The 17622-nt window shown below is 66.7% G+C and carries 15 protein-coding genes; 8 read left to right on the forward strand and 7 right to left on the reverse strand.

Annotated features, from left to right (window positions below):
- Positions 1-6: 6 nt before the first annotated feature.
- Positions 7-669 carry a TetR/AcrR family transcriptional regulator gene (locus GGR43_RS17420; RefSeq protein WP_188073247.1) on the reverse strand — a complete coding sequence of 221 codons (663 nt, stop codon included), beginning with the start codon at positions 667-669 and terminating at the stop codon, positions 7-9.
- Positions 670-893: 224 nt separating this feature from the next.
- On the opposite strand from GGR43_RS17420, the gene GGR43_RS17425 reads away from it, so the two are divergent.
- From GGR43_RS17425 to GGR43_RS17440, 4 genes are all read left to right on the forward strand, one after another.
- Entirely contained in the window at positions 894-2066 is a 1173-nt protein-coding gene (locus tag GGR43_RS17425) for an EmrA/EmrK family multidrug efflux transporter periplasmic adaptor subunit (RefSeq protein ID WP_188073248.1), read from the forward strand.
- Between the two features lie 12 nt (positions 2067-2078).
- Entirely contained in the window at positions 2079-3608 is a 1530-nt protein-coding gene (locus tag GGR43_RS17430; protein ID WP_188073249.1) for a DHA2 family efflux MFS transporter permease subunit, read from the forward strand.
- A gap of 102 nt (positions 3609-3710) precedes the next feature.
- Positions 3711-4244 (forward strand): GNAT family N-acetyltransferase, encoded by a 534-nt coding sequence (locus GGR43_RS17435; RefSeq protein WP_188073250.1) that lies wholly within the window; start codon positions 3711-3713, stop codon positions 4242-4244.
- Between the two features lie 38 nt (positions 4245-4282).
- Positions 4283-4855 (forward strand): HdeD family acid-resistance protein, encoded by a 573-nt coding sequence (locus GGR43_RS17440; RefSeq protein WP_188073251.1) that lies wholly within the window; start codon positions 4283-4285, stop codon positions 4853-4855.
- Positions 4856-4868: 13 nt separating this feature from the next.
- Here GGR43_RS17440 and GGR43_RS17445 read toward each other — a convergent pair whose 3' ends face one another.
- Positions 4869-6119 carry a cytochrome P450 gene (locus GGR43_RS17445; RefSeq protein WP_188073252.1) on the reverse strand — a complete coding sequence of 417 codons (1251 nt, stop codon included), beginning with the start codon at positions 6117-6119 and terminating at the stop codon, positions 4869-4871.
- A 104-nt stretch (positions 6120-6223) separates the two neighbouring features.
- On the opposite strand from GGR43_RS17445, the gene GGR43_RS17450 reads away from it, so the two are divergent.
- Positions 6224-7186 (forward strand): LysR family transcriptional regulator, encoded by a 963-nt coding sequence (locus GGR43_RS17450; RefSeq protein ID WP_188073253.1) that lies wholly within the window; start codon positions 6224-6226, stop codon positions 7184-7186.
- 11 nt (positions 7187-7197) lie between these two features.
- On the opposite strand, the gene GGR43_RS17455 is transcribed toward GGR43_RS17450, so the two are convergent.
- Both GGR43_RS17455 and GGR43_RS17460 read right to left on the reverse strand, forming a co-directional pair.
- A complete protein-coding gene (locus GGR43_RS17455; RefSeq protein WP_246343878.1) occupies positions 7198-8658 on the reverse strand; it encodes a phospholipase D-like domain-containing protein in 1461 nt (486 codons plus the stop codon).
- 285 nt (positions 8659-8943) lie between these two features.
- The gene (locus GGR43_RS17460) at positions 8944-11055 is read right to left on the reverse strand and encodes a catalase (RefSeq protein WP_188073317.1); all 2112 of its coding nucleotides are present in this window, start codon (positions 11053-11055) and stop codon (positions 8944-8946) included.
- 418 nt (positions 11056-11473) lie between these two features.
- Between GGR43_RS17460 and GGR43_RS17465 the strand changes: the two genes are divergently transcribed.
- The 3 genes from GGR43_RS17465 to GGR43_RS17475 are packed head-to-tail and all read left to right on the forward strand — an operon-like array spanning position 11474 to position 14917.
- Positions 11474-13249, forward strand: a complete 1776-nt coding sequence (locus GGR43_RS17465; protein WP_188073254.1) for a DEAD/DEAH box helicase — start codon at positions 11474-11476, stop codon at positions 13247-13249.
- Positions 13246-13716 carry a YaiI/YqxD family protein gene (locus GGR43_RS17470; RefSeq protein WP_188073255.1) on the forward strand — a complete coding sequence of 157 codons (471 nt, stop codon included), beginning with the start codon at positions 13246-13248 and terminating at the stop codon, positions 13714-13716. Before GGR43_RS17465 ends, GGR43_RS17470 begins: the two co-directional genes overlap by 4 nt.
- Positions 13717-13735: 19 nt before the next feature.
- Positions 13736-14917 carry a BaiN/RdsA family NAD(P)/FAD-dependent oxidoreductase gene (locus GGR43_RS17475; protein WP_188073256.1) on the forward strand — a complete coding sequence of 394 codons (1182 nt, stop codon included), beginning with the start codon at positions 13736-13738 and terminating at the stop codon, positions 14915-14917.
- A 281-nt stretch (positions 14918-15198) separates the two neighbouring features.
- On the opposite strand, the gene GGR43_RS17480 is transcribed toward GGR43_RS17475, so the two are convergent.
- The 3 genes from GGR43_RS17480 to ctaD are packed head-to-tail and all read right to left on the reverse strand — an operon-like array spanning position 15199 to position 17539.
- Positions 15199-15561 (reverse strand): DUF488 domain-containing protein, encoded by a 363-nt coding sequence (locus GGR43_RS17480; RefSeq protein ID WP_188073257.1) that lies wholly within the window; start codon positions 15559-15561, stop codon positions 15199-15201.
- Positions 15558-15869, reverse strand: coding sequence for a hypothetical protein (locus tag GGR43_RS17485; RefSeq protein ID WP_188073258.1), 312 nt, complete (start codon positions 15867-15869; stop codon positions 15558-15560). Before GGR43_RS17485 ends, GGR43_RS17480 begins: the two co-directional genes overlap by 4 nt.
- A gap of 11 nt (positions 15870-15880) precedes the next feature.
- Positions 15881-17539 (reverse strand): cytochrome c oxidase subunit I, encoded by a 1659-nt coding sequence (gene ctaD / locus GGR43_RS17490; RefSeq protein WP_188073318.1) that lies wholly within the window; start codon positions 17537-17539, stop codon positions 15881-15883.
- Positions 17540-17622: the final 83 nt, after the last annotated feature.

Genomic DNA, 17622 nt, shown 5'->3' on the forward strand with positions numbered 1-17622 from the left:
GATTGATCATCCGGAAAGACGGCCGCCTGCACCGTCGGGCGCATAGGCGCGCAGGAACAGCGGCACCGCCCGCTCTACCTCCCTTTCCCGCTGCCCGGCCGTGACTTCGGGGATCAACCCCAGCAGGCATTGCTGTTGCAGGCGGGAAACGCACAGATGCATGAAGGTCTGCGCCGCCTCGACAGGATTGTCGCGCCGCAGCTGGCCCCGCTCCATCACGCCGGAGAGGAACTCCGCGAGCAGGACGACCGTCTGCCACGGCGCCCGGTCGAAGAAGATGCGCCCGGCCTCAGGAAAGCGGCCCGCCTCCGCCGTCACCAGCCGGTTTAGGGCGATGGCGTCGGGCGAGGTGACCTTCTCCAGCAATTTGAGGCTGAAGCACCGCAGCGCCGTGGGCAGATCGCCGCTCAGGTCGAGAATCTCCGAAAGCTGGGCGCGAAAGGCGGTGGAGGCATGGTCGATGACGGCGGTGAACAATTCCTCCTTCGACGGGAAATAGCTCCACAAGGTTCCCTTCGACCCACCCAGCGTCGCGGCGATGGCGGACATGGTCGTGCCCGAATAGCCATGATCCAGAAAATGGCGGGACGCGGCGATAACGATCGTCTCGCGCCGATCCTGGCGGCGGCTTTCCCGCCGGCCCGTTGCGGTGCATTTCTCTCCGTTCATAATTACCGTACCATAGAGTACGATTTTCCTGTTGACAAGACATGCGTCCGGGCGCAATGGCACGCTTGATACTAAGTGGTACGGCTTTTCCATGTCGGCAGATCGCACTTCCCATTTTCCTCGTTCGGCGCTGACGGGCCGCCTTGCATCGCGGCCGCGCGCTTCCTTCCCCGGCGCCCTTCTTCCCCGCTCGTCTGGCACGGGACATTGCAGGGAGCAATCCGATGGCTGAGGCCGACTCGCCGCGACAGAAAGAGGCTGTCCCCGCGCCCGACGCGACGGCGGACGGCGAAGCGCGGGAGCGACGCAAGGCGCTGCGGCGCAAATGGCTGTTGCGGTTGGGGCTGGGCGTAACGGTCGTTCTGGCCTGCTGGCTCCTGTGGTATCTGCTGATCGGCCGCAATCATGTCAGCACCGACAATGCCTATGTGAACGCGGAGATGGCGCAGATAACCCCGCTCGTTTCCGCGCAGGTGATCGCGGTCAACGTCCGCGACACGCAGGCGGTGAAGCGCGGCGACATATTGGTGCGGCTCGACCCGTCCGACGCGCGGATCGCGGTGGCGCAGGCGGAGGCCGATCTGGCCGAGGCGCGGCGCAAGTTCCGCCAGACCTCGGCCACGAGCACCGCGCTCTCTTCCCAGGTGCAGGCGCGCGCAGCCGATATCGAGCAGGCGCAGGCCCGGCTGGCGACGGCGCGGGCCGATTTCGACAAGGCACGCGTGGATTTGCAGCGGCGCGAGCGCCTCGAAGGCAGCGGCGCGATTTCGGGCGAGGAACTGACGCAGGCCCGCAACGCCTTCGCCACCGCGCAGGCCGCGCTGAAGGAGGCGGAGGCGGCGATCGCTCAGGCCCGCTCCACCCGCGCCGCCGCCGAAGGGCAATATGCCGCCAACGAGGCGCTGGTGCGCGGATCGAGCGAGGACAGCGACCCCGCCGTGCTGGCCGCCAGGGCGCGGCTCGATGCGGCCCGGCTCGATCTTTCCCGCACCGTCATCCGCGCGCCGATCGACGGCGTGGTGACCCGGCGTCAGGTGCAGGTCGGCCAGCGCGTCGCGCAGGGCGCGGCGATCATGACGATCGTGCCGGTGGCGAAGGTCTATGTCGACGCCAATTTCAAGGAACAGCAGCTGCGCCGCGTGCGTATCGGCATGCCCGCGAAGGTGGTGACCGATCTTTATGGCGGCAATGTCGTCTATCATGGCCGCGTCGCGGGCTTTTCGGGCGGCACCGGCGCGTCGATGGCGCTGATCCCAGCGCAGAACGCGACCGGCAACTGGATCAAGGTGGTGCAGCGCCTGCCGGTGCGGATCGAGCTGGACCCTAAGGATCTGGCCGCCCATCCGCTGCGCGTGGGGCTTTCCACCGAGGTCGAGATCGACCTTTCCGGCGGCTGAGGTGCGAGCCGCATGAGCGACCAGCAGCCCAGCTACATGCTGATCCCGGCATCCCGGCGGATCATCGCCGGCATGGTGCTGGCGCTGGCCAATTTCATGGTCGTGCTGGACATGACCATCGCCAATGTCTCGGTACCGCACATAGCGGGCGACCTCGGCATTTCGGCGGCGCAGGGCACCTGGGTCATCACCTCCTACGCGGTGGCCGAGGCGATCTGCGTGCCGCTGACCGGCTGGCTGGCGCAACGGTTCGGCACGGTGCGGGTGTTCGTCACCAGCATTTCGGGCTTCGGCCTCTTCTCGCTGCTCTGCGGCCTGTCGCCGACGCTCGATATGCTGGTGCTCTGCCGCATCGGGCAGGGCATGTGCGGCGGGCCGATCATGCCTATGTCGCAGACGCTGCTGCTGCGCCTGTTCCCGCCGGAAATGCGCGGGCGGGCGATGGGCACATGGGCGATGACGACTCTGCTCGGCCCCGCGCTGGGGCCGATTTTGGGCGGCTTCATCAGCGACAACTGGAGCTGGCACTGGATCTTCTTCATCAACGTGCCGATCGCGGTGATGGTGACGATGGCGGCGCTGGCGCTGGTGAGCCCGCTCGAAACCGGCAAGCGCAAGCTGCCCATCGACGGGATCGGCCTTGCACTGCTGATATTCTGGGTCGGCTGCCTCCAGATCATGCTCGACATCGGGCGCGAGCATGACTGGTTCGGCGATCCGATGATCGTGATGCTGGTGCTATGCTCGGCGGTGGGGTTCGCCGCCTTCCTGATATGGGAGCTGACCGAGGAGCATCCGGTGGTCAACCTGCGCATCTTCCGCAACCGGGGTTTCTCCTCCGGTGTCATCGCGCTGGCCCTGTGCTACGGGGCCTATTTCGCCAGCATCGTCGTCATTCCCCAATGGTTGCAGATATCGCTGGGCTATACCGCGACGCAGGCGGGCATCGTCACCGCCTTCACGGCGATGAGCGCCTGGGCGATGGCCTCGTTCGCGGCGCGGGCGCTGGGCAAGATCGATGCGCGGATCATGGTGTCGGCGGCGGTGACGTGGCTGGGCATCATGGCGCTGTGGCGCACGCACTGGACCAGTTCCGCCGATTTCTGGACGCTGGCCCTGCCGCAGCTGGTGCAGGGATTTGCGATGCCGTTCTTCATGGTGCCGCTGACGACGATCACGCTGGGCGCGGTGGCGCCCGCCGATACCGCCTCGGCGGCGGGCCTCCAGAACTTTCTGCGCACCATGGCGAGCGCGGTCGGGGCTTCGGTGATGCTGACGCTGTGGGAAAATTCGCAGCGGGTCGCGCGCAGCGAGATCGTGTCGAAGCTGAACCCCGGCGACGCGCAGGCCAGCTTCGCGGGCGCGGGCTTCTCGCCGGAGCAGGCGCGGCAGATGATCGCCAATCTGGTCGACAAGGAAAGCATGGCGCTGGCCATCAATCATCTCTTCCTGCTGTCGGCGCTGGCGCTTTTCCTTTCCGCGGTCGTCGTGTGGATTTCGCCGCGCCCGAAGGGCAGAGTGGATGCGTCCGCCGCCCATTGACCGGCCGCCTTCCTTCCTTCCTCTTCCTTCCATCGCAACCGGCCTTGACCCGGCCGCCCGTTCCCGGCGATGATGGCGCGCGCGGAAAGGGAGGCTGGCCCTATGTGGCGGACAATGGAGCGGACGGACATTCCCGCCGTCACATCGGTTTCCGATGCGGTCCATGGCCGTTTTTCCGAACGGGCCGATATCTATGCCGAGCGCTTCGCCCTTTATCCCGCCGGATGCTTTGTGCTGGAACGGGACGGCGCGCTCGCGGGCTATTGCATCGGCCATCCGTGGCGCCGTTTCAGCCCGGTTCCGCTTGATCGGCCGATAGGGGCGCTGCCCGACCGGCCGGACAGCTATTATCTGCACGATCTTGCGTTGCTGCCCGCGGCGAGAGGAACGGGCGCCAGCGCGCAGGCGCTCGACCTCGTGCTGGCGGAGGCGGCCTCGGCCGGCCTGGGGGAAGTGTCCCTGGTGGCGGTCAACGGCGCCGATGCTTTCTGGCGGCGCTGCGGCTTTCATCCGGCCGGCGATGCGGACATAGCGCGGAAACTGGCCAGCTATGGCCCCGGCACGGTCTATATGACGCGCCTGCTGGACGCAGGGGCGGGCGCGGCGGGAAAAGATCGGGAGCAAGAGCGGGCCTGATCCGTTCATCTCCCATCAGCAGGGAAAGGAGTAGCACAATGGCATCGGCAGAACCGTTTCCCCAGACGCCGCAGGCCCCGGAAAGGACGGGGTGGGGCTGGATTTTCGCTTATGGCGTCCTCGTGATGATCGTCGGCTTCGTCGCGCTCGTCAATCCGCTCGCCACCGGCATCGCCACCGGGCTGCTGTTGTCCTTCGTGCTGCTCTTCTACGGGGTGCTGGCGATCCTTTCCGGCCTGTCCGCCTTTTCCTCGCGCGGGCGCTGGGTGGAGATCGCGCTGGGCGGGCTGGCGCTGCTCGTCGGCATATTATTGTTCTTCTCGCCGCTGACCGGCGCGCTGTCGCTGGTGTGGGCGATGGGCTTCTGGCTGCTGCTGTCGGGCATCTTCCAGATCGTCGGCGCGATCCGCGTCGCATTCGATCGCTGGTGGCGGCTGTTCCTCGGCATTGTGGACGTGGTGCTGGGCGGCGTGCTGCTGTTCGCCGGGCCGGTGCCCAGCCTTGCTTTTCTGGCGCTGATCGTCGGCATCAGCTTCCTGTTCAAGGGGCTGTTCCTGCTGATGCTGGCGCTCGGCCTCAAGCGGCTTTCGGCTCCTTCCGCCGCCGATTGACGGGGAGGGCGATTCAGCCCTCCGCCGTTTCTATCTCCACCGCTTCTATTTCCACCGGCAGCGAGCCGAGCGCATGCAGCGTGTTGTTGAGCCTGCGCACCGGCGCGCCCGCAAGGCGGAAGCGGGCGATACGGGGCATCAGCGCCTCCAGCATCACCTCCGCCTCCAGCCGGGCGACCATCTGGCCCAGACATTGATGGATGCCGAAGCCGAAGCCGACATGGCCGCTGGTCTGGCGATTGATGTCGAAGCGCTCCGGCTCCTCCCAGCGGCGCGGATCGCGGTTGGCGGCCGCGAGGAACAGCAGGATCTTGACCCCTTCCGGCAGGACCGTGCCGCCCAGCTCGACCGGCGCGCCGGTGGTGCGGAAGAAGGTCTGCACCGTCGAATCCCAGCGCAGCGCCTCCTCGAACGCCTTGCGGTGCAGAGCGGGCGCCTCGCGCAGCAGCGTCCATTGATCGGGGTGAAGGGCGAAGGCGTGGATCATGTTGCCGATGCCATTGACGGTCGTGTCCACGCCCGCCGACAGCAGCGAGCGGACCAGCCGATGCGCCTCGTCCGCCGTGCACTGCCCGGCGTCGGCGGCGCGATAGACATCCATGCCCCAGCCCTCCTCGCGCAGATTTTCGCGGCGGCAGGCTTCGTTGACCCAGGCGATCGCCTCCTGCGCGCGGGCGTTGCTGTCCTCGAATATCGCATTGCGCGGGCCGAAGGCATTGAAGGTCGCCGCCGCATAGGCGAGCAGATGCTCGCCTGCATCGGGGCCGAGGCCCACCGCGTCGGGAAAGATGCGCAGCGGGAAGATTTCCGCCAGATCCGTGATCGCATCGAAGCGGCCGCGGGGCAGCAGTTCTTCGACCAGTTCCACCGCCTTTTCCCGCCACAGCGGCGCCAGCGCCTTCAGCCGGGGCAGCGAGACGATGCCGGCCATGATCCTGCGCGTGCGGCTGTGCAGCGGCGGGTCCGCCTCCAGCAGCAGCGAGGGCGGGCGCCACGGCGTTTCGCGGGCGAAGTCGCTCAGCCCCACGCCGCGCCCGGATACGAAATTCTGCCAGTCGTTGAGTGCGGCCGAAACCTCGGCATAGCGGGCGGCGGCGTAGATGCCGTAGCGGTTCAGCCACACCACCGGCCCCGCGTCGCGCAGTTGGTCGTGCCAGCCATAGGGATCGCTCAGGAACGCCTCGTCGAAAGGATCGATGTCGAGCGTCGGAACGCCGTCGACCGGTCCGCTTGCCTGCGCCGTCGATAAATCTGCTGTCGCCATGTGCCGTCCTCTCCTGCCGGTTCTTCGGTGGAACCTTCGGAGCGGTTTTAGGGCGCGGCCCACAATCCATCGACATAATAGTCTTGATAGTGTTTATTGGAAAAATGGATTTTCGTCGGCTCGATCTCAACCTGCTGCTGATCTTCGACGCGATGATCGAGGAGCGCAGCACGGTGGCGGTGGCGCGGCGGCTGCGCATCAGCCAGCCTACGGTCAGCGTCTCCCTCGCCAAATTGCGGGACTTCTTCCGCGACGAGCTGTTCGTGCGCGGGCCGGGCGGGATGCAGCCGACCGCCTTCGCGCAGAGCGTGCAGGGGCCGATCCGGCGGATCGTCGACACGGTGCGGACCGAGCTGTTTCGCGAAGGCGCGTTCGATCCGGCGACGTCGGAGCGCTGCTTCACCTTCAGCACCTCCGACATCGGCGAGCTGGTCTTCCTGCCCGCGCTGCTGGAGGCGGTGAAGGCGGAGGCGCCCGGCGTCACCTTCCAGTGCCTGTCGATGCGCCCGGCGGAGTTGCAGGCGGCGATGGCGACGGGGACGGTCGATCTGGCGCTGGGCTATTTCCCCGACCTGACCGGCGGCGGCTTTTACGAGCAACGCCTGTTCGAGCATCCGTTCACCTGTCTGGTGCGCGCCGATCATCCGCTGATCGGCGACACCCTCTCGCTCGACCAGTTCCTCGCCGCCGATCATCTGGTGGTGGAGCAGGAGGGACGCAGCCAGGAGATATTCGAGCGCCGCATGGAGGAGCTGGGCCTGCGCCGCCATGTCGTGCTGCGTTCGCCCCATTTCATGAGCGTGCCGCTGCTGGTGGCGAACAGCGACATATTGACCACCGTGCCCTATGCGGTCGGCCGCATCTATGCCGGATTGGCCCGGCTGCGCCTGCTGCCCCCGCCGATCGTCATTCCGTCGATCCGCCTCAAGCAGCTGTGGCATCGCCGGGTGCATGGCGATGCGGGCGTGGTCTGGCTGCGCCAGATGACCGCGCGGCTGTTCCTGAACCGCGACCCGACCTTCGTGACGCCGTCCGGGGTGTTCGACCATCTGGGGCTGGAACGATAGCGGGAAAGGGTTCAGCCCTTGCGCCAGCGCGTGCGCCAGCCCTTGAACAGGCCGCGCCTGCCGAGCGGCTCGAAGATGACGTCCGGGCCCTCGGGATCGAGAATTTCATTGTCGGCAAGCCATTCCTCGGCGGCGTTCAGTTCGGGCAGTTCATAGGGGATGAGCGTGCGCCTCCGGCCGCGCAGTTCCTCTATCGTGCGGATGAGGGAGCCGGTGCGCGCGAGGCGGCGCGCGACCTCCTCCGACTCGACCCCCAGATGCTCGGCGACGAGGCCGTCGCGGATCGCGGCGATGCGGTCGGCCGCCGTCGCGTCGTCTCCGGCGGCGAGGAGGATGTCGCATTCGGTGTCGAGCCGCATCGAACGGTTGTTGAAGTTGGAGGAGCCGACGCGCAGATATGCATCGTCCACGATCATGATCTTCGCGTGCACATAGATCGGCGTGCCCTGCGCCGTCACGGGATGATAGAGGCGCAGCCGCCCGTGCCGGTCGATCCGCCGCAGCGCCTCGACCAGCCGCGCCCGCGCCGTATCCATCGCGACCGGCTCCAGCCAGCCCTCGGCGCCCTGCGGGTTGATGATGACGATTTCCGGGCCGTCCTCTTCATCCAGCCGCTGTGCGATCGCCCGCGCGATCTTGCGGGAGGCGAAATATTGGCTCTCGGCATAGATCAGCCGTTTCGCTCCGCCGATCAGGTCGAGGTACATCTGCTCTATCTCGTGGACCGGCAGGGCGACGCCGATTTCGGGCCGGGTGCGGGCGATGGCCAGCGTCGCGCCCTTGAAATCCGGCTCCAGCCCCGCGGGCCAGCAGTCGCGCCCGTCCTTCACCGGCTCCAGCTTCTCCCCGGTGGCGGCGAGCCAGCGGTCGCGGCACAGGTCGCCGAGCGCATGGGCGGCCGGGCCGTCCAGCGCGCTGGTCGCGTCATGCCATGGGTCGTAGTTCTTGCCGTCCGGGTTGACGCGATCCGGGTCGCCATCCTCATGCGCCCGCCGGTCCCAGCGGCTCGCCGTCATGTCGATGCCGCCGCAAAAGGCGAGGCAATCGTCGATGACGACGATTTTCTGGTGATGCGACCCGGCAAGCGGATGGGCGCCGTCGAGCTTCAGCGTGATGCGCGGATGCAGCTTCCAGCGGATGATCGTCGCCAGCGTCCGCGCGCTGAACAGCGCCTTGAGCGCGCCGGTATCCCAGCGCAGCAGCCGGATCTCCAGCTCCGGCGAGCGGCGGGCCAGCCAGAGGATGAAATCGCCCAGCTTCTCCGGCCCCTCGTCGTCCGGCTCACCGAGGCGGATGCCGGCGTCGAAATCCCAGCCGACGAGGAAGATGCTCTTGCGCGCGCCCAGCATCGCCTTGCGCGCGGCGACGAAATAATCCGCCGCATCGACGATGAAGGCGAAGCGGTCCGCCTGCTCGATCCGCCAGCAATTGTCGCCCGGCCTCACCATGTCCGCCTGCCCGGTCTTGCGCATGAGAACCCCGCTGCTGAAGCCTGCCACGGGCAGAGCCTAATGCGGGACGATGCGAAAGCCCATGGGCTAAATGGAGGGATGGTGTGGTTAGCTGCCTCTCTGCCCTTACCGTCACCCCAGCGCAGGCTGGGGTCGTAAGCCACGTCGCGCGCCACCTCCGGAGATGCCAGCCTGCGCTGGCATGACGCGTCGGGAAGGGCAGGGATTGGCCGAAAGCAGTCGTCCCCGGCCATCGAAAACGGGCAGGGGACGAAGGGCGGAGGTCTGCCCCTCCACCCCCACCCTTCAGGCGAGATCGCGCACCTTAGGCTCGCGCGCCCAGTGCCGTCGCGTTCCCACGCTGGCGAATTCCTCTATCGGGACCACGCCTTCGTCCGGTTCGACATGCGCCTTGTCGAGCAGGATCTTCGTCCCCTCGCAATGGGCGATGGTCTTGCAATGGGCATAGGCGTCCATGAACCATTGCACCGCCGCGCCGTCCTTCGCCAGCTTTTCGGCCTGATCGGGCATCAATATGGAGGCGACGGCATCGAACAGCACCGATGGCGACCCGGCGAGCTGCCCGTCGGCCTTCAGCGTGCCGCCCTTCACCTTGATGCCACCGACCTTGGGCGCGACGAGGAACGGGGTGCCGCCCGCTTTCTCTATCTCGCCCTTCAGCCGGTCGATCGCCGCCTTGTCCGATCCTTCGGCGAACAATATGCCGACCTTGCGGCCGGTCATGATCGGCTTGACGTTCTTCTGGATCGACAGCGCGTCGGAGGGCTTCATGTCGATCGGTTCCTTCGCCGCCGGGGCCTTTTCCGGCAGGTCGAGGGCGAGGCCATCGGCCACGCGCGTCGCCAGATCCTCGTCGATATTGCGCAGGCGGGAAACGACGCGCGCGCGGACATGCTCCAGCTCGACCTTGGACAGTTCGAAGACGAGGGCGGAGGCGATATGCGCCTGCTCGCTTTCGGTCTGGGATCGATAGAAGAGCCGGGCCTGGCTGTAATGATCGGCGAACAGCTCGGCCCGGACGCGCAGCTTTTGCGAGGGGTCGTTGCGCTCGTCATTGGCGGTGAACGAGGTGAAGCCGGTTTCCGGGCAGGCGCGTGGCCCGGCCTCCTCGCCCGCCTCGGCAAGGCTGTTCGGCTCGTAATTGGCGCGGCCGGTGGGCACCAGCGTCTGCATCATCCCGTCGCGCTGGAAATTGTGGAACGGGCATTTGGGCGCGTTGATCGGGATCTGGTGGAAATTGGTCGTTCCCAGCCGCGATTTTTGCGTGTCGAGATAGGAGAAGAGCCGCCCCTGCAGCAGCGGATCGTTGGTGAAGTCGATGCCGGGAATGACGTTGCTGGGCAGGAAGGCCACCTGCTCCGTTTCCGCGAAGAAATTGTCGACATTGCGGTTGAGCGTCATGCGGCCGATGATCTGCACCGGTATGTCGTCCTCCGGCACTATCTTGGTCGCGTCGAGCACGTCATAGGGCTGTTGCGCCGCCCATTGCTCGTCGAATATCTGCACGCCCAGATCCCATTGCGGGTAATTGCCCGCCGCGATCGCCTCGAACAGGTCGCGGCGGAGGAAGTCGGGGTCGGCCCCGGCGATCTTCACCGCCTCGTCCCAACTGGTCGATTCGAGGCCGAGCACGGGTTTCCAGTGGAACTTGACGAACCGGCCTTCGCCCTTCGCGTTGACGAAGCGGAAGCTGTGGACGCCGAACCCCTCCATCATCCGGAAGGAGCGGGGGATCGTCCGATCCGACATCGCCCACATGATCATGTGCATCGATTCGGGCATCAGGCCGATGAAGTCCCAGAAGGTGGTATGGGCGGTCGCCGCCTGCGGATAGCCGCGATCGGCCTCCATCTTCACCGCATGGACCAGATCGGGGAATTTGATCGCGTCCTGAATGAAGAAGACCGGGATGTTGTTGCCGACCAGATCCCAGTTGCCGCTGTCGGTGTAGAGCTTCACCGCGAAGCCGCGCACGTCGCGCGGCGTGTCGATCGATCCCGCGCCGCCCGCCACGGTGGAAAAGCGCACGAAGACGGGGCAGCTGTTTCCTTCCTTCCGGAAGATCGACGCCTTGGTCAGTTCCGGTATCGCCTTGGTGCACTGGAAAACGCCGTGCGCGCCCGATCCGCGCGCATGGACGATGCGCTCGGGAATGCGTTCATGGTCGAAGTGGAAGATTTTCTCGCGCAGGAAAAAATCCTCCAGCAGCGTCGGCCCGCGCTCTCCGGCGCGCAGGCTGTTCTGGTTGTCGGCAAGGCGGTGGCCGAAATTGTCGGTCAGATGGGCAGCGCCGTCGCCATGGTCGGCGCCCTTGGCGATATCCTGATGGGTTTCGCCCGCATTGCCGATATTGTCCTCGAAAGGAGGCTGCCCCTGTCCGGGCGTGACGCTCCGCAGCGCATTGTCGAGGCTCGGCGAATCATGGCTGGAATCCGGTTTTGGCACCCTGCTTCTCCTCTCTTTTCTGTGGTGAAGCGCGGGACGCCGGGCATCGGTCAGTGCAGTGTCTGCCTCGATCCGGTAACGAATGGCGCCCGTCGCTTATGCGGGGAACTACTCGCGAACCGGCGGGAGGTTCCGCGCCCAGGGGGTTCCGTTCGCCGGTGAGACGCGGGGATTTCGGTGGAGTGCGCGCCCGGCCCGTATTTGGGATGGCGCAAAGCCGCGGAAAGCGCTAAGGGCGGCGCAACCGGTCATCATCCGCAGCCATATCCGCAAGCGATATGCCATGCGCGCCGGGTCTGCATTTCTCCGTCGAGCCGGCAGACGCCCAACAACCCTTCTGGTCCGCCAGCATAGCTGAAAAACGAGCACGATGCCCTTTTCCCAACTTCCTTCCCTGATTTCCGAAGCGCTGAGCGAGCGCGGCTATGCCGAGCCGACCGCCGTGCAGGCCGCCGTGCTGGAGCCGGAGGCCCGTGACCGCGACCTCATCGTTTCCGCGCAGACCGGCTCGGGCAAGACCGTCGCTTTCGGCGTGACCATGGCCGGGCATCTGCTGCCCGAAGGGGGCGTCTTCGCCCCGCCCGGCGCGCCGCTGGCGCTCATCATCGCGCCGACGCGCGAACTGGCGCTTCAGGTCAGCCAGGAACTGATCTGGCTCTACGGCAAGGCGCGGGCGCGGATCGTCACCTGCGTCGGCGGCATGGATCCGGTGAAGGAACGGCGCGCGCTCGAGCAGGGCGCCCATATCGTCGTCGGCACGCCGGGACGGCTGCGCGATCATCTGGAACGCGGCAAGCTCGACCTCTCCGCCATCGCCTTCGTCGTGCTGGACGAGGCCGACGAGATGCTGGACATGGGCTTTCGCGAGGATCTGGAGGAAATTCTGGACGCGACGCCCGACACGCGGCGCACCTTGCTGTTCTCGGCCACCATGCCCAAGCCCATCGTCGCGCTCGCCCGCCGCTATCAGCGGGACGCGCTGCGCATCTCGACCATCGACGACCGGCGCGGCCATGGCGACATCAGCTATCAGATCGTCACCGTGTCGCCCGCCGATATCGAGCATGCGGTGATCAACCTGCTGCGCTTCCACGAGGCGGAGACGGCGATGCTGTTCTGCGCGACGCGCGACAATGTGCGCCATCTGCACGCAACGCTGGTGGAGCGCGGCTTCGCGGCCGTCGCGCTGTCGGGTGAGCATAGCCAGAATGAGCGCAACCACGCATTGCAGGCGCTGCGCGACGGCCGGGCGCGCGTCTGCGTCGCGACCGACGTGGCCGCGCGCGGCATCGACGTGGCGACGCTCAGCCTCGTCATCCATGTCGAGGTGCCGCGCGATGCCGAGGTGTTGCAGCATCGCTCCGGCCGTACGGGCCGTGCGGGGCGCAAGGGGACGGCGGTGCTGGTCGTGCCCTATCCGCGACGCAGGCGGGTCGAATCGATGCTGCGCGGCGCGCGCATCGCCGCCGAATGGACCGAAGTGCCGAGTGCCGAACTGATCCGCGAGCGGGACCGCGAACGCCTGCTCGCCACGCTGCTCGAACCGATCGAAGGCAGCGAGGAAGAAAGGCTGATGGCCGAGCGCATCCTTGCGGGCAAGGATCCGATGGAGGTGGCGATGGCGCTGGTGCGCGCCCATCGCAAGGCGATGCCGGAGCCGGAGGAACTGATCGACCTTTCCGGCCGGGGCGGGGAGGGCGATCGCGCCCGCCCGCCGCACCGGGACGGTTTCGAGGACAGCGTCTGGTACCGCATGGATATCGGCCGCCGCCAGAATGCCGACCCGCGCTGGATATTGCCGGTGCTCTGCCGTCGCGGCCATATCACCCGCAACGAGATCGGCGCGATTCGCATCGCGGCGAACGAAACCTTCTTCCAGGTGCCCAGAGCCGTGGAGGCGAAATTCCGCGCCGCATTGAAGCGCACCGCGCGGGACGGAGCCGAGGATGAAAGCGGCATCCTGATCGAGCCGTCGCCCGAAACGCCGCGCGACGCGGCGCGGACCAATGGGCGCAAGCAGCGGGGCGGCCCCAATGCAGGCCCGCGCGGCTTCGACGGACCGCCGCGCCGCAACGGCAAGGCGCCCTTCCGCGAGACGGCGCGGCCCGGCCGTCCCCGGCAGGACAAGGCCGCGCGCGGACGATGACTTCCCCCATCCGTATCCTGGTCGATGCGGACGCCTGCCCGGTGAAGGAGGAAATCTACAAGGTCGCGTTCCGGCATCAGGTCGCCGTCGTCATCGTCAGTAACAGGCCGTTGCGCGTGCCCGACCATCCGCTGATCGAGCGGGTGGTCGTGGGTGACGCCTTCGATGCCGCGGACGACTGGATCGTCGCCCATTGCCCGGTTCCCGGCATCGTCGTCACCGCCGACATCTTGCTGGCCGACCGGTGCCTGAAGGGCGGCGCGGCGGTGCTGGCGCCCAATGGCAGGCCGTTCACGGAAAATTCGATCGGCGGCGCGGTGGCGATGCGCGCGATCATGGCCGATCTTCGCGCCGGGGCGGGCAGTGAGACGGCGGGCGGGCCGCCGCCCTTTTCGAAGACGGACCGCTCGCGCTTCCTCTCCGCGCTGGACGAGCAACTGGTGCGGCTCGCCCGCGCCGCGCGCTGAACGGGAAGGGGAAGGCGGCATGAGCGGCGGGAAGGGCTATGACGTCATCATCATGGGAGCGGGCGCGGCCGGGCTGATGTGCGCGGCGGCCGCCGGGCAGCGCGGACGGCGCGTGCTGGTGATCGACCATGCACCCGAACCGGGGAAGAAGATCCTCATTTCCGGCGGCGGACGCTGCAACTTCACCAATATCGACAGCGCGCCCGACCGCTATCTTTCGGAAAACCCCCATTTCGCGCGCTCGGCGCTCAGCCGCTATACGCCGCAGGATTTTCTCGAACTGGTCGAGCGCCACGGCATCGCCTGGCATGAAAAGACGCTGGGCCAGCTGTTCTGCGACGGCTCCGCGCGGCAGATCGTCGCCATGCTGCTGGATGAATGCGCGCGCGGCGGGGCGGAGGTCGCCTGCGGCGTCACCATCGGCGCGATCGATCATGCCGACGGGCTGTTCCGCCTCGCCACGAGCCGGGGCGAGGCCGCCGCGCCTGCGCTGGTCATCGCGACCGGCGGCCCTTCCATTCCCAAAATGGGCGCGACCGGCTTCGCCTATGAGGTCGCGCGCCGCTTCGGCCTCAAGGTGGTGCAGCCGCGCCCGGCGCTGGTGCCGCTGACGCTGAGCGCGGAGGAGGCATTGTTCCGCGACCTTTCCGGTGTCTCCACACCGGTCGTTGCGCGCTGCGGCAAGGCGGCGTTCCGCGAGGCGGCGCTGTTCACCCATCGCGGCCTGTCCGGCCCCGCTGTCCTGCAAATCTCCTCCTATTGGCGGCATGGCGAGGCGATCGGCATCGATTTCCTGCCGGACCGCAAGGGCGACTGGCTGCTCGCCGCCAAGCGGGAGCGGCCGAAGGCGGGCCTGCGCGCGATACTGGACGAGGCGCTGCCGCACCGGCTGGCGGTGGCTCTGGGCGAGCGGCTGGGCATTGCGGGTGATCTCGGCACCATCGCCGACCGGGTGCTGGCGCAGGCGCAGGCGCGGCTGGCCGACTGGCAACTGGTGCCGAGCGGCAGCGAGGGCTTCGCCAAGGCCGAGGTGACGGCGGGCGGCATCAGCACCGCCGGGCTCTCCTCCCGCACGATGGAGGCGAAGGCGGTGCCGGGCCTCTACGCGATCGGCGAGGCGGTGGACGTGACCGGCTGGCTGGGCGGCTATAATTTCCAGTGGGCCTGGGCGAGCGCCAGCGCCGCCGGGCAGGCGGTGTGAGGATATTGCCGGAAGCGGCGAGCGACACGGCCTGCGACCCCAGCCTGCGCTGGGGTAAAAAAAAGGCCGGTCCAAAGACCGGCCTTGAAAGTTTTTAGGAGAGGATGCCTGAAAGGCAGGTCCTTCTTCGCTTCGCAGCGATGATTTCGCAAATGCAAAAAATCGGTGCTTGAGTGCGTAAATTGCATCCGTGGGAAACAATGCCGGATTTCGGCCCGTTCCGGCCGCTCACCGTTCGTCGGATTTTTTCGCGCAGGCAGGCGCGCCACCCGCGCGCAACCTCAGCTCCGGTGCTTTTCCATATAGTCCGCCAGCACGCGGGCCTGGTTGCAGCGTTCGTCATGGGCGGCATAGAGCAACGTTACGTCGCCCTTGCCGATCAATTCCCGCAATTCCTCGACCGCCGCGCTGTTCTCATCCAATTCCCGCCGGTAGCGCTCGCTGAAGGTGTCGAATCGCGTGGGGTCGTGGCCGAACCATTTGCGCAGTTCGGATGTCGGCGCGATGTCCTTCAGCCAGGCGTCGAGCGCCGCATCCTCCTTGCGGATGCCGCGTGGCCACAGGCGGTCGACCAGCACGCGCTGCCCGTCGTCGCGGGCGGGCGGCTCGTAGATCCGCTTGATCGCGATGCGGCGGCCTTTCATCGCGCGATCCATGCCGGGGCGTCGCTTGCCGGGAAGGATTCGAGCGAGGCCTCGTCCACCCTGTCGAAAGGCTGGCCCCGTTCGATGAGGGCGCGGGCGCGCGAAGCGATGTCGGCGACCAGTCCCTCCAGCACCGGGGCGTTGCCGTTGCGGTCCCTTGCCGCGATACAGGCGCAGAAGCGCTGCTGCACCACCTCGCGTACGATGCCGTCGAGGCCGCGTTCCTCCGTGCGGTGGCGTTCGGCGACGAAGCGCGCGGCCTCGTCGATCTGGTCCGGCGGAATGGGGTCGTCATATTCGTGGCTCATCCTGCCTCTCCTCAGCTTATGCGGGGCAGCGTTTCGAACTGATGATAGGGCGGCGGGCTGGTCAATGTCCATTCCAGCGTGGTCGCCCCTTCGCCCCAGGGATTGCCTTCCGCCTTCCGGCCCCAGAGGAACGCCCAGACGAGATTCGCGAAGAAGAACAGCATCCCCACGGCCATCACGGCATAGCCGATCGACGCCATATGGTTCCAGAAGAAGAAGGCTTCGGGATAATCGGGGTAGCGGCGCGGCATGCCCGACAGGCCGAGGAAATGCATCGGGAAGAACAGGATGTTCACGCCGATGAAGAACACCCAGAAATGGATATGCCCCAGCAGTTCGCTGTACATGCGGCCGCTGATCTTCGGGAACCAGTAATAAAAGCCCGCGAACAGCGAAAAGACCGCGCCCAGCGACAGCACATAATGGAAATGGGCGATCACATAATAGGTGTCCTGCAACACATCGTCGATGCCGCCATTGGCGAGCACCACGCCGGTCACCCCGCCCACGGTGAACATGAAGACGAACCCCAGCGCCCAGAGCAGCGGCGTCCTGAAGCTGAGCGTGCCGCCCCACATCGTCGCGAGCCAGGAGAAGATCTTGATGCCGGTCGGCACCGCGATCACCATCGAGGCGGCGGAGAAATAGATCTTCAGGTTGACCGACAGCCCGACCGTGAACATGTGGTGCGCCCACACCACGAAGCCGATAAGCGCGATCGCGACCATCGCATAGGCCATGCCGAGATAGCCGAAAATCGGCTTGCGGCTGAAGGTGGAGGCCACCTGGCTGATGATGCCGAAGCCGGGCAGGATCATGATATAGACCTCCGGGTGGCCGAAGAACCAGAACAGATGCTGGTAGAGCAGCGGGTCGCCCCCGCCCGCCGGGTCGTAGAAGACGGTGCCGAAATTGCGATCGGTCAGCAGCATGGTGATCGCCGCGGCCAGCACCGGCAAGGCGAAGAGCAGCATGAACGCCGTCACCAGTATCGACCAGACGAACAGCGGCATCTTGTGCAGCGTCATGCCCGGCGCGCGCATGTTGAGGATGGTGGTGATGAAGTTGATCGCGCCCAGTATCGACGACGCCCCGGCCAGATGCATCGACAGGATCACCAGATCGACCGCCGGGCCGGGGGAGCCGCTGGTGGAAAGCGGCGCATAGAGCGTCCAGCCCGTGCCCGCCCCGTTCCCCGACCCGCCGGGCACGAAGGCCGACGCGATGAACAGCGGAAAGGCCGCCGCCAGCAGCCAGAAGCTGATATTGTTCATGCGCGGGAACGCCATGTCCGGCGCGCCGATCATGATCGGCACCAGCCAGTTGCCGAACCCGCCGACCATCGCCGGCATGATCGCGAAGAAGATCATGATGAGGCCATGGGCGGTCACCAGCACGTTCCACAGGTGAAGCGAGGCCGCGAAGTCGCCATGGCCCAGCCACAGCGGCAGATACTGGATGCCCGGCTGCGCCAGCTCCAGCCGCATCATCCCCGATATCGCTGCGCCGATCATCCCGGCGACGATCGAAAAGACCAGATAGAGCGTGCCGATATCCTTGTGGTTGGTGGACATGAACCAGCGCCGGAAGAAGCCCGGCCGGGCGTCGGCCCCATGGGCCTCGCCCGCCGGGGCGCGGAACTCGTCCATTACGGCGGCGGCATCGCTCATCATCGTCTCCCTTTCCGTGGAGACGATGGCATTCGGTCTGCATCGCATGCCGCGCGGGCGCATATCATCCGCAGCGGCGCAAT

Source organism: Sphingobium jiangsuense (genome assembly GCF_014196495.1).
Lineage (GTDB): Bacteria > Pseudomonadota > Alphaproteobacteria > Sphingomonadales > Sphingomonadaceae > Sphingobium > Sphingobium jiangsuense.

Coding starts and splice junctions, on each gene's coding strand:
- GGR43_RS17455 (WP_246343878.1), bottom strand. CDS start 8,658: ATGCGCAAGACCGGGCAGGCGGACATGGTGAGGCCGGGCGACAATTGC.
- GGR43_RS17440 (WP_188073251.1), top strand. CDS start 4,283: ATGGCATCGGCAGAACCGTTTCCCCAGACGCCGCAGGCCCCGGAAAGG.
- GGR43_RS17480 (WP_188073257.1), bottom strand. CDS start 15,561: ATGAAAGGCCGCCGCATCGCGATCAAGCGGATCTACGAGCCGCCCGCC.
- GGR43_RS17465 (WP_188073254.1), top strand. CDS start 11,474: ATGCCCTTTTCCCAACTTCCTTCCCTGATTTCCGAAGCGCTGAGCGAG.
- ctaD (WP_188073318.1), bottom strand. CDS start 17,539: ATGAGCGATGCCGCCGCCGTAATGGACGAGTTCCGCGCCCCGGCGGGC.
- GGR43_RS17470 (WP_188073255.1), top strand. CDS start 13,246: ATGACTTCCCCCATCCGTATCCTGGTCGATGCGGACGCCTGCCCGGTG.
- GGR43_RS17430 (WP_188073249.1), top strand. CDS start 2,079: ATGAGCGACCAGCAGCCCAGCTACATGCTGATCCCGGCATCCCGGCGG.
- GGR43_RS17450 (WP_188073253.1), top strand. CDS start 6,224: ATGGATTTTCGTCGGCTCGATCTCAACCTGCTGCTGATCTTCGACGCG.
- GGR43_RS17445 (WP_188073252.1), bottom strand. CDS start 6,119: ATGGCGACAGCAGATTTATCGACGGCGCAGGCAAGCGGACCGGTCGAC.
- GGR43_RS17475 (WP_188073256.1), top strand. CDS start 13,736: ATGAGCGGCGGGAAGGGCTATGACGTCATCATCATGGGAGCGGGCGCG.
- GGR43_RS17420 (WP_188073247.1), bottom strand. CDS start 669: ATGAACGGAGAGAAATGCACCGCAACGGGCCGGCGGGAAAGCCGCCGC.
- GGR43_RS17425 (WP_188073248.1), top strand. CDS start 894: ATGGCTGAGGCCGACTCGCCGCGACAGAAAGAGGCTGTCCCCGCGCCC.
- GGR43_RS17485 (WP_188073258.1), bottom strand. CDS start 15,869: ATGAGCCACGAATATGACGACCCCATTCCGCCGGACCAGATCGACGAG.
- GGR43_RS17435 (WP_188073250.1), top strand. CDS start 3,711: ATGTGGCGGACAATGGAGCGGACGGACATTCCCGCCGTCACATCGGTT.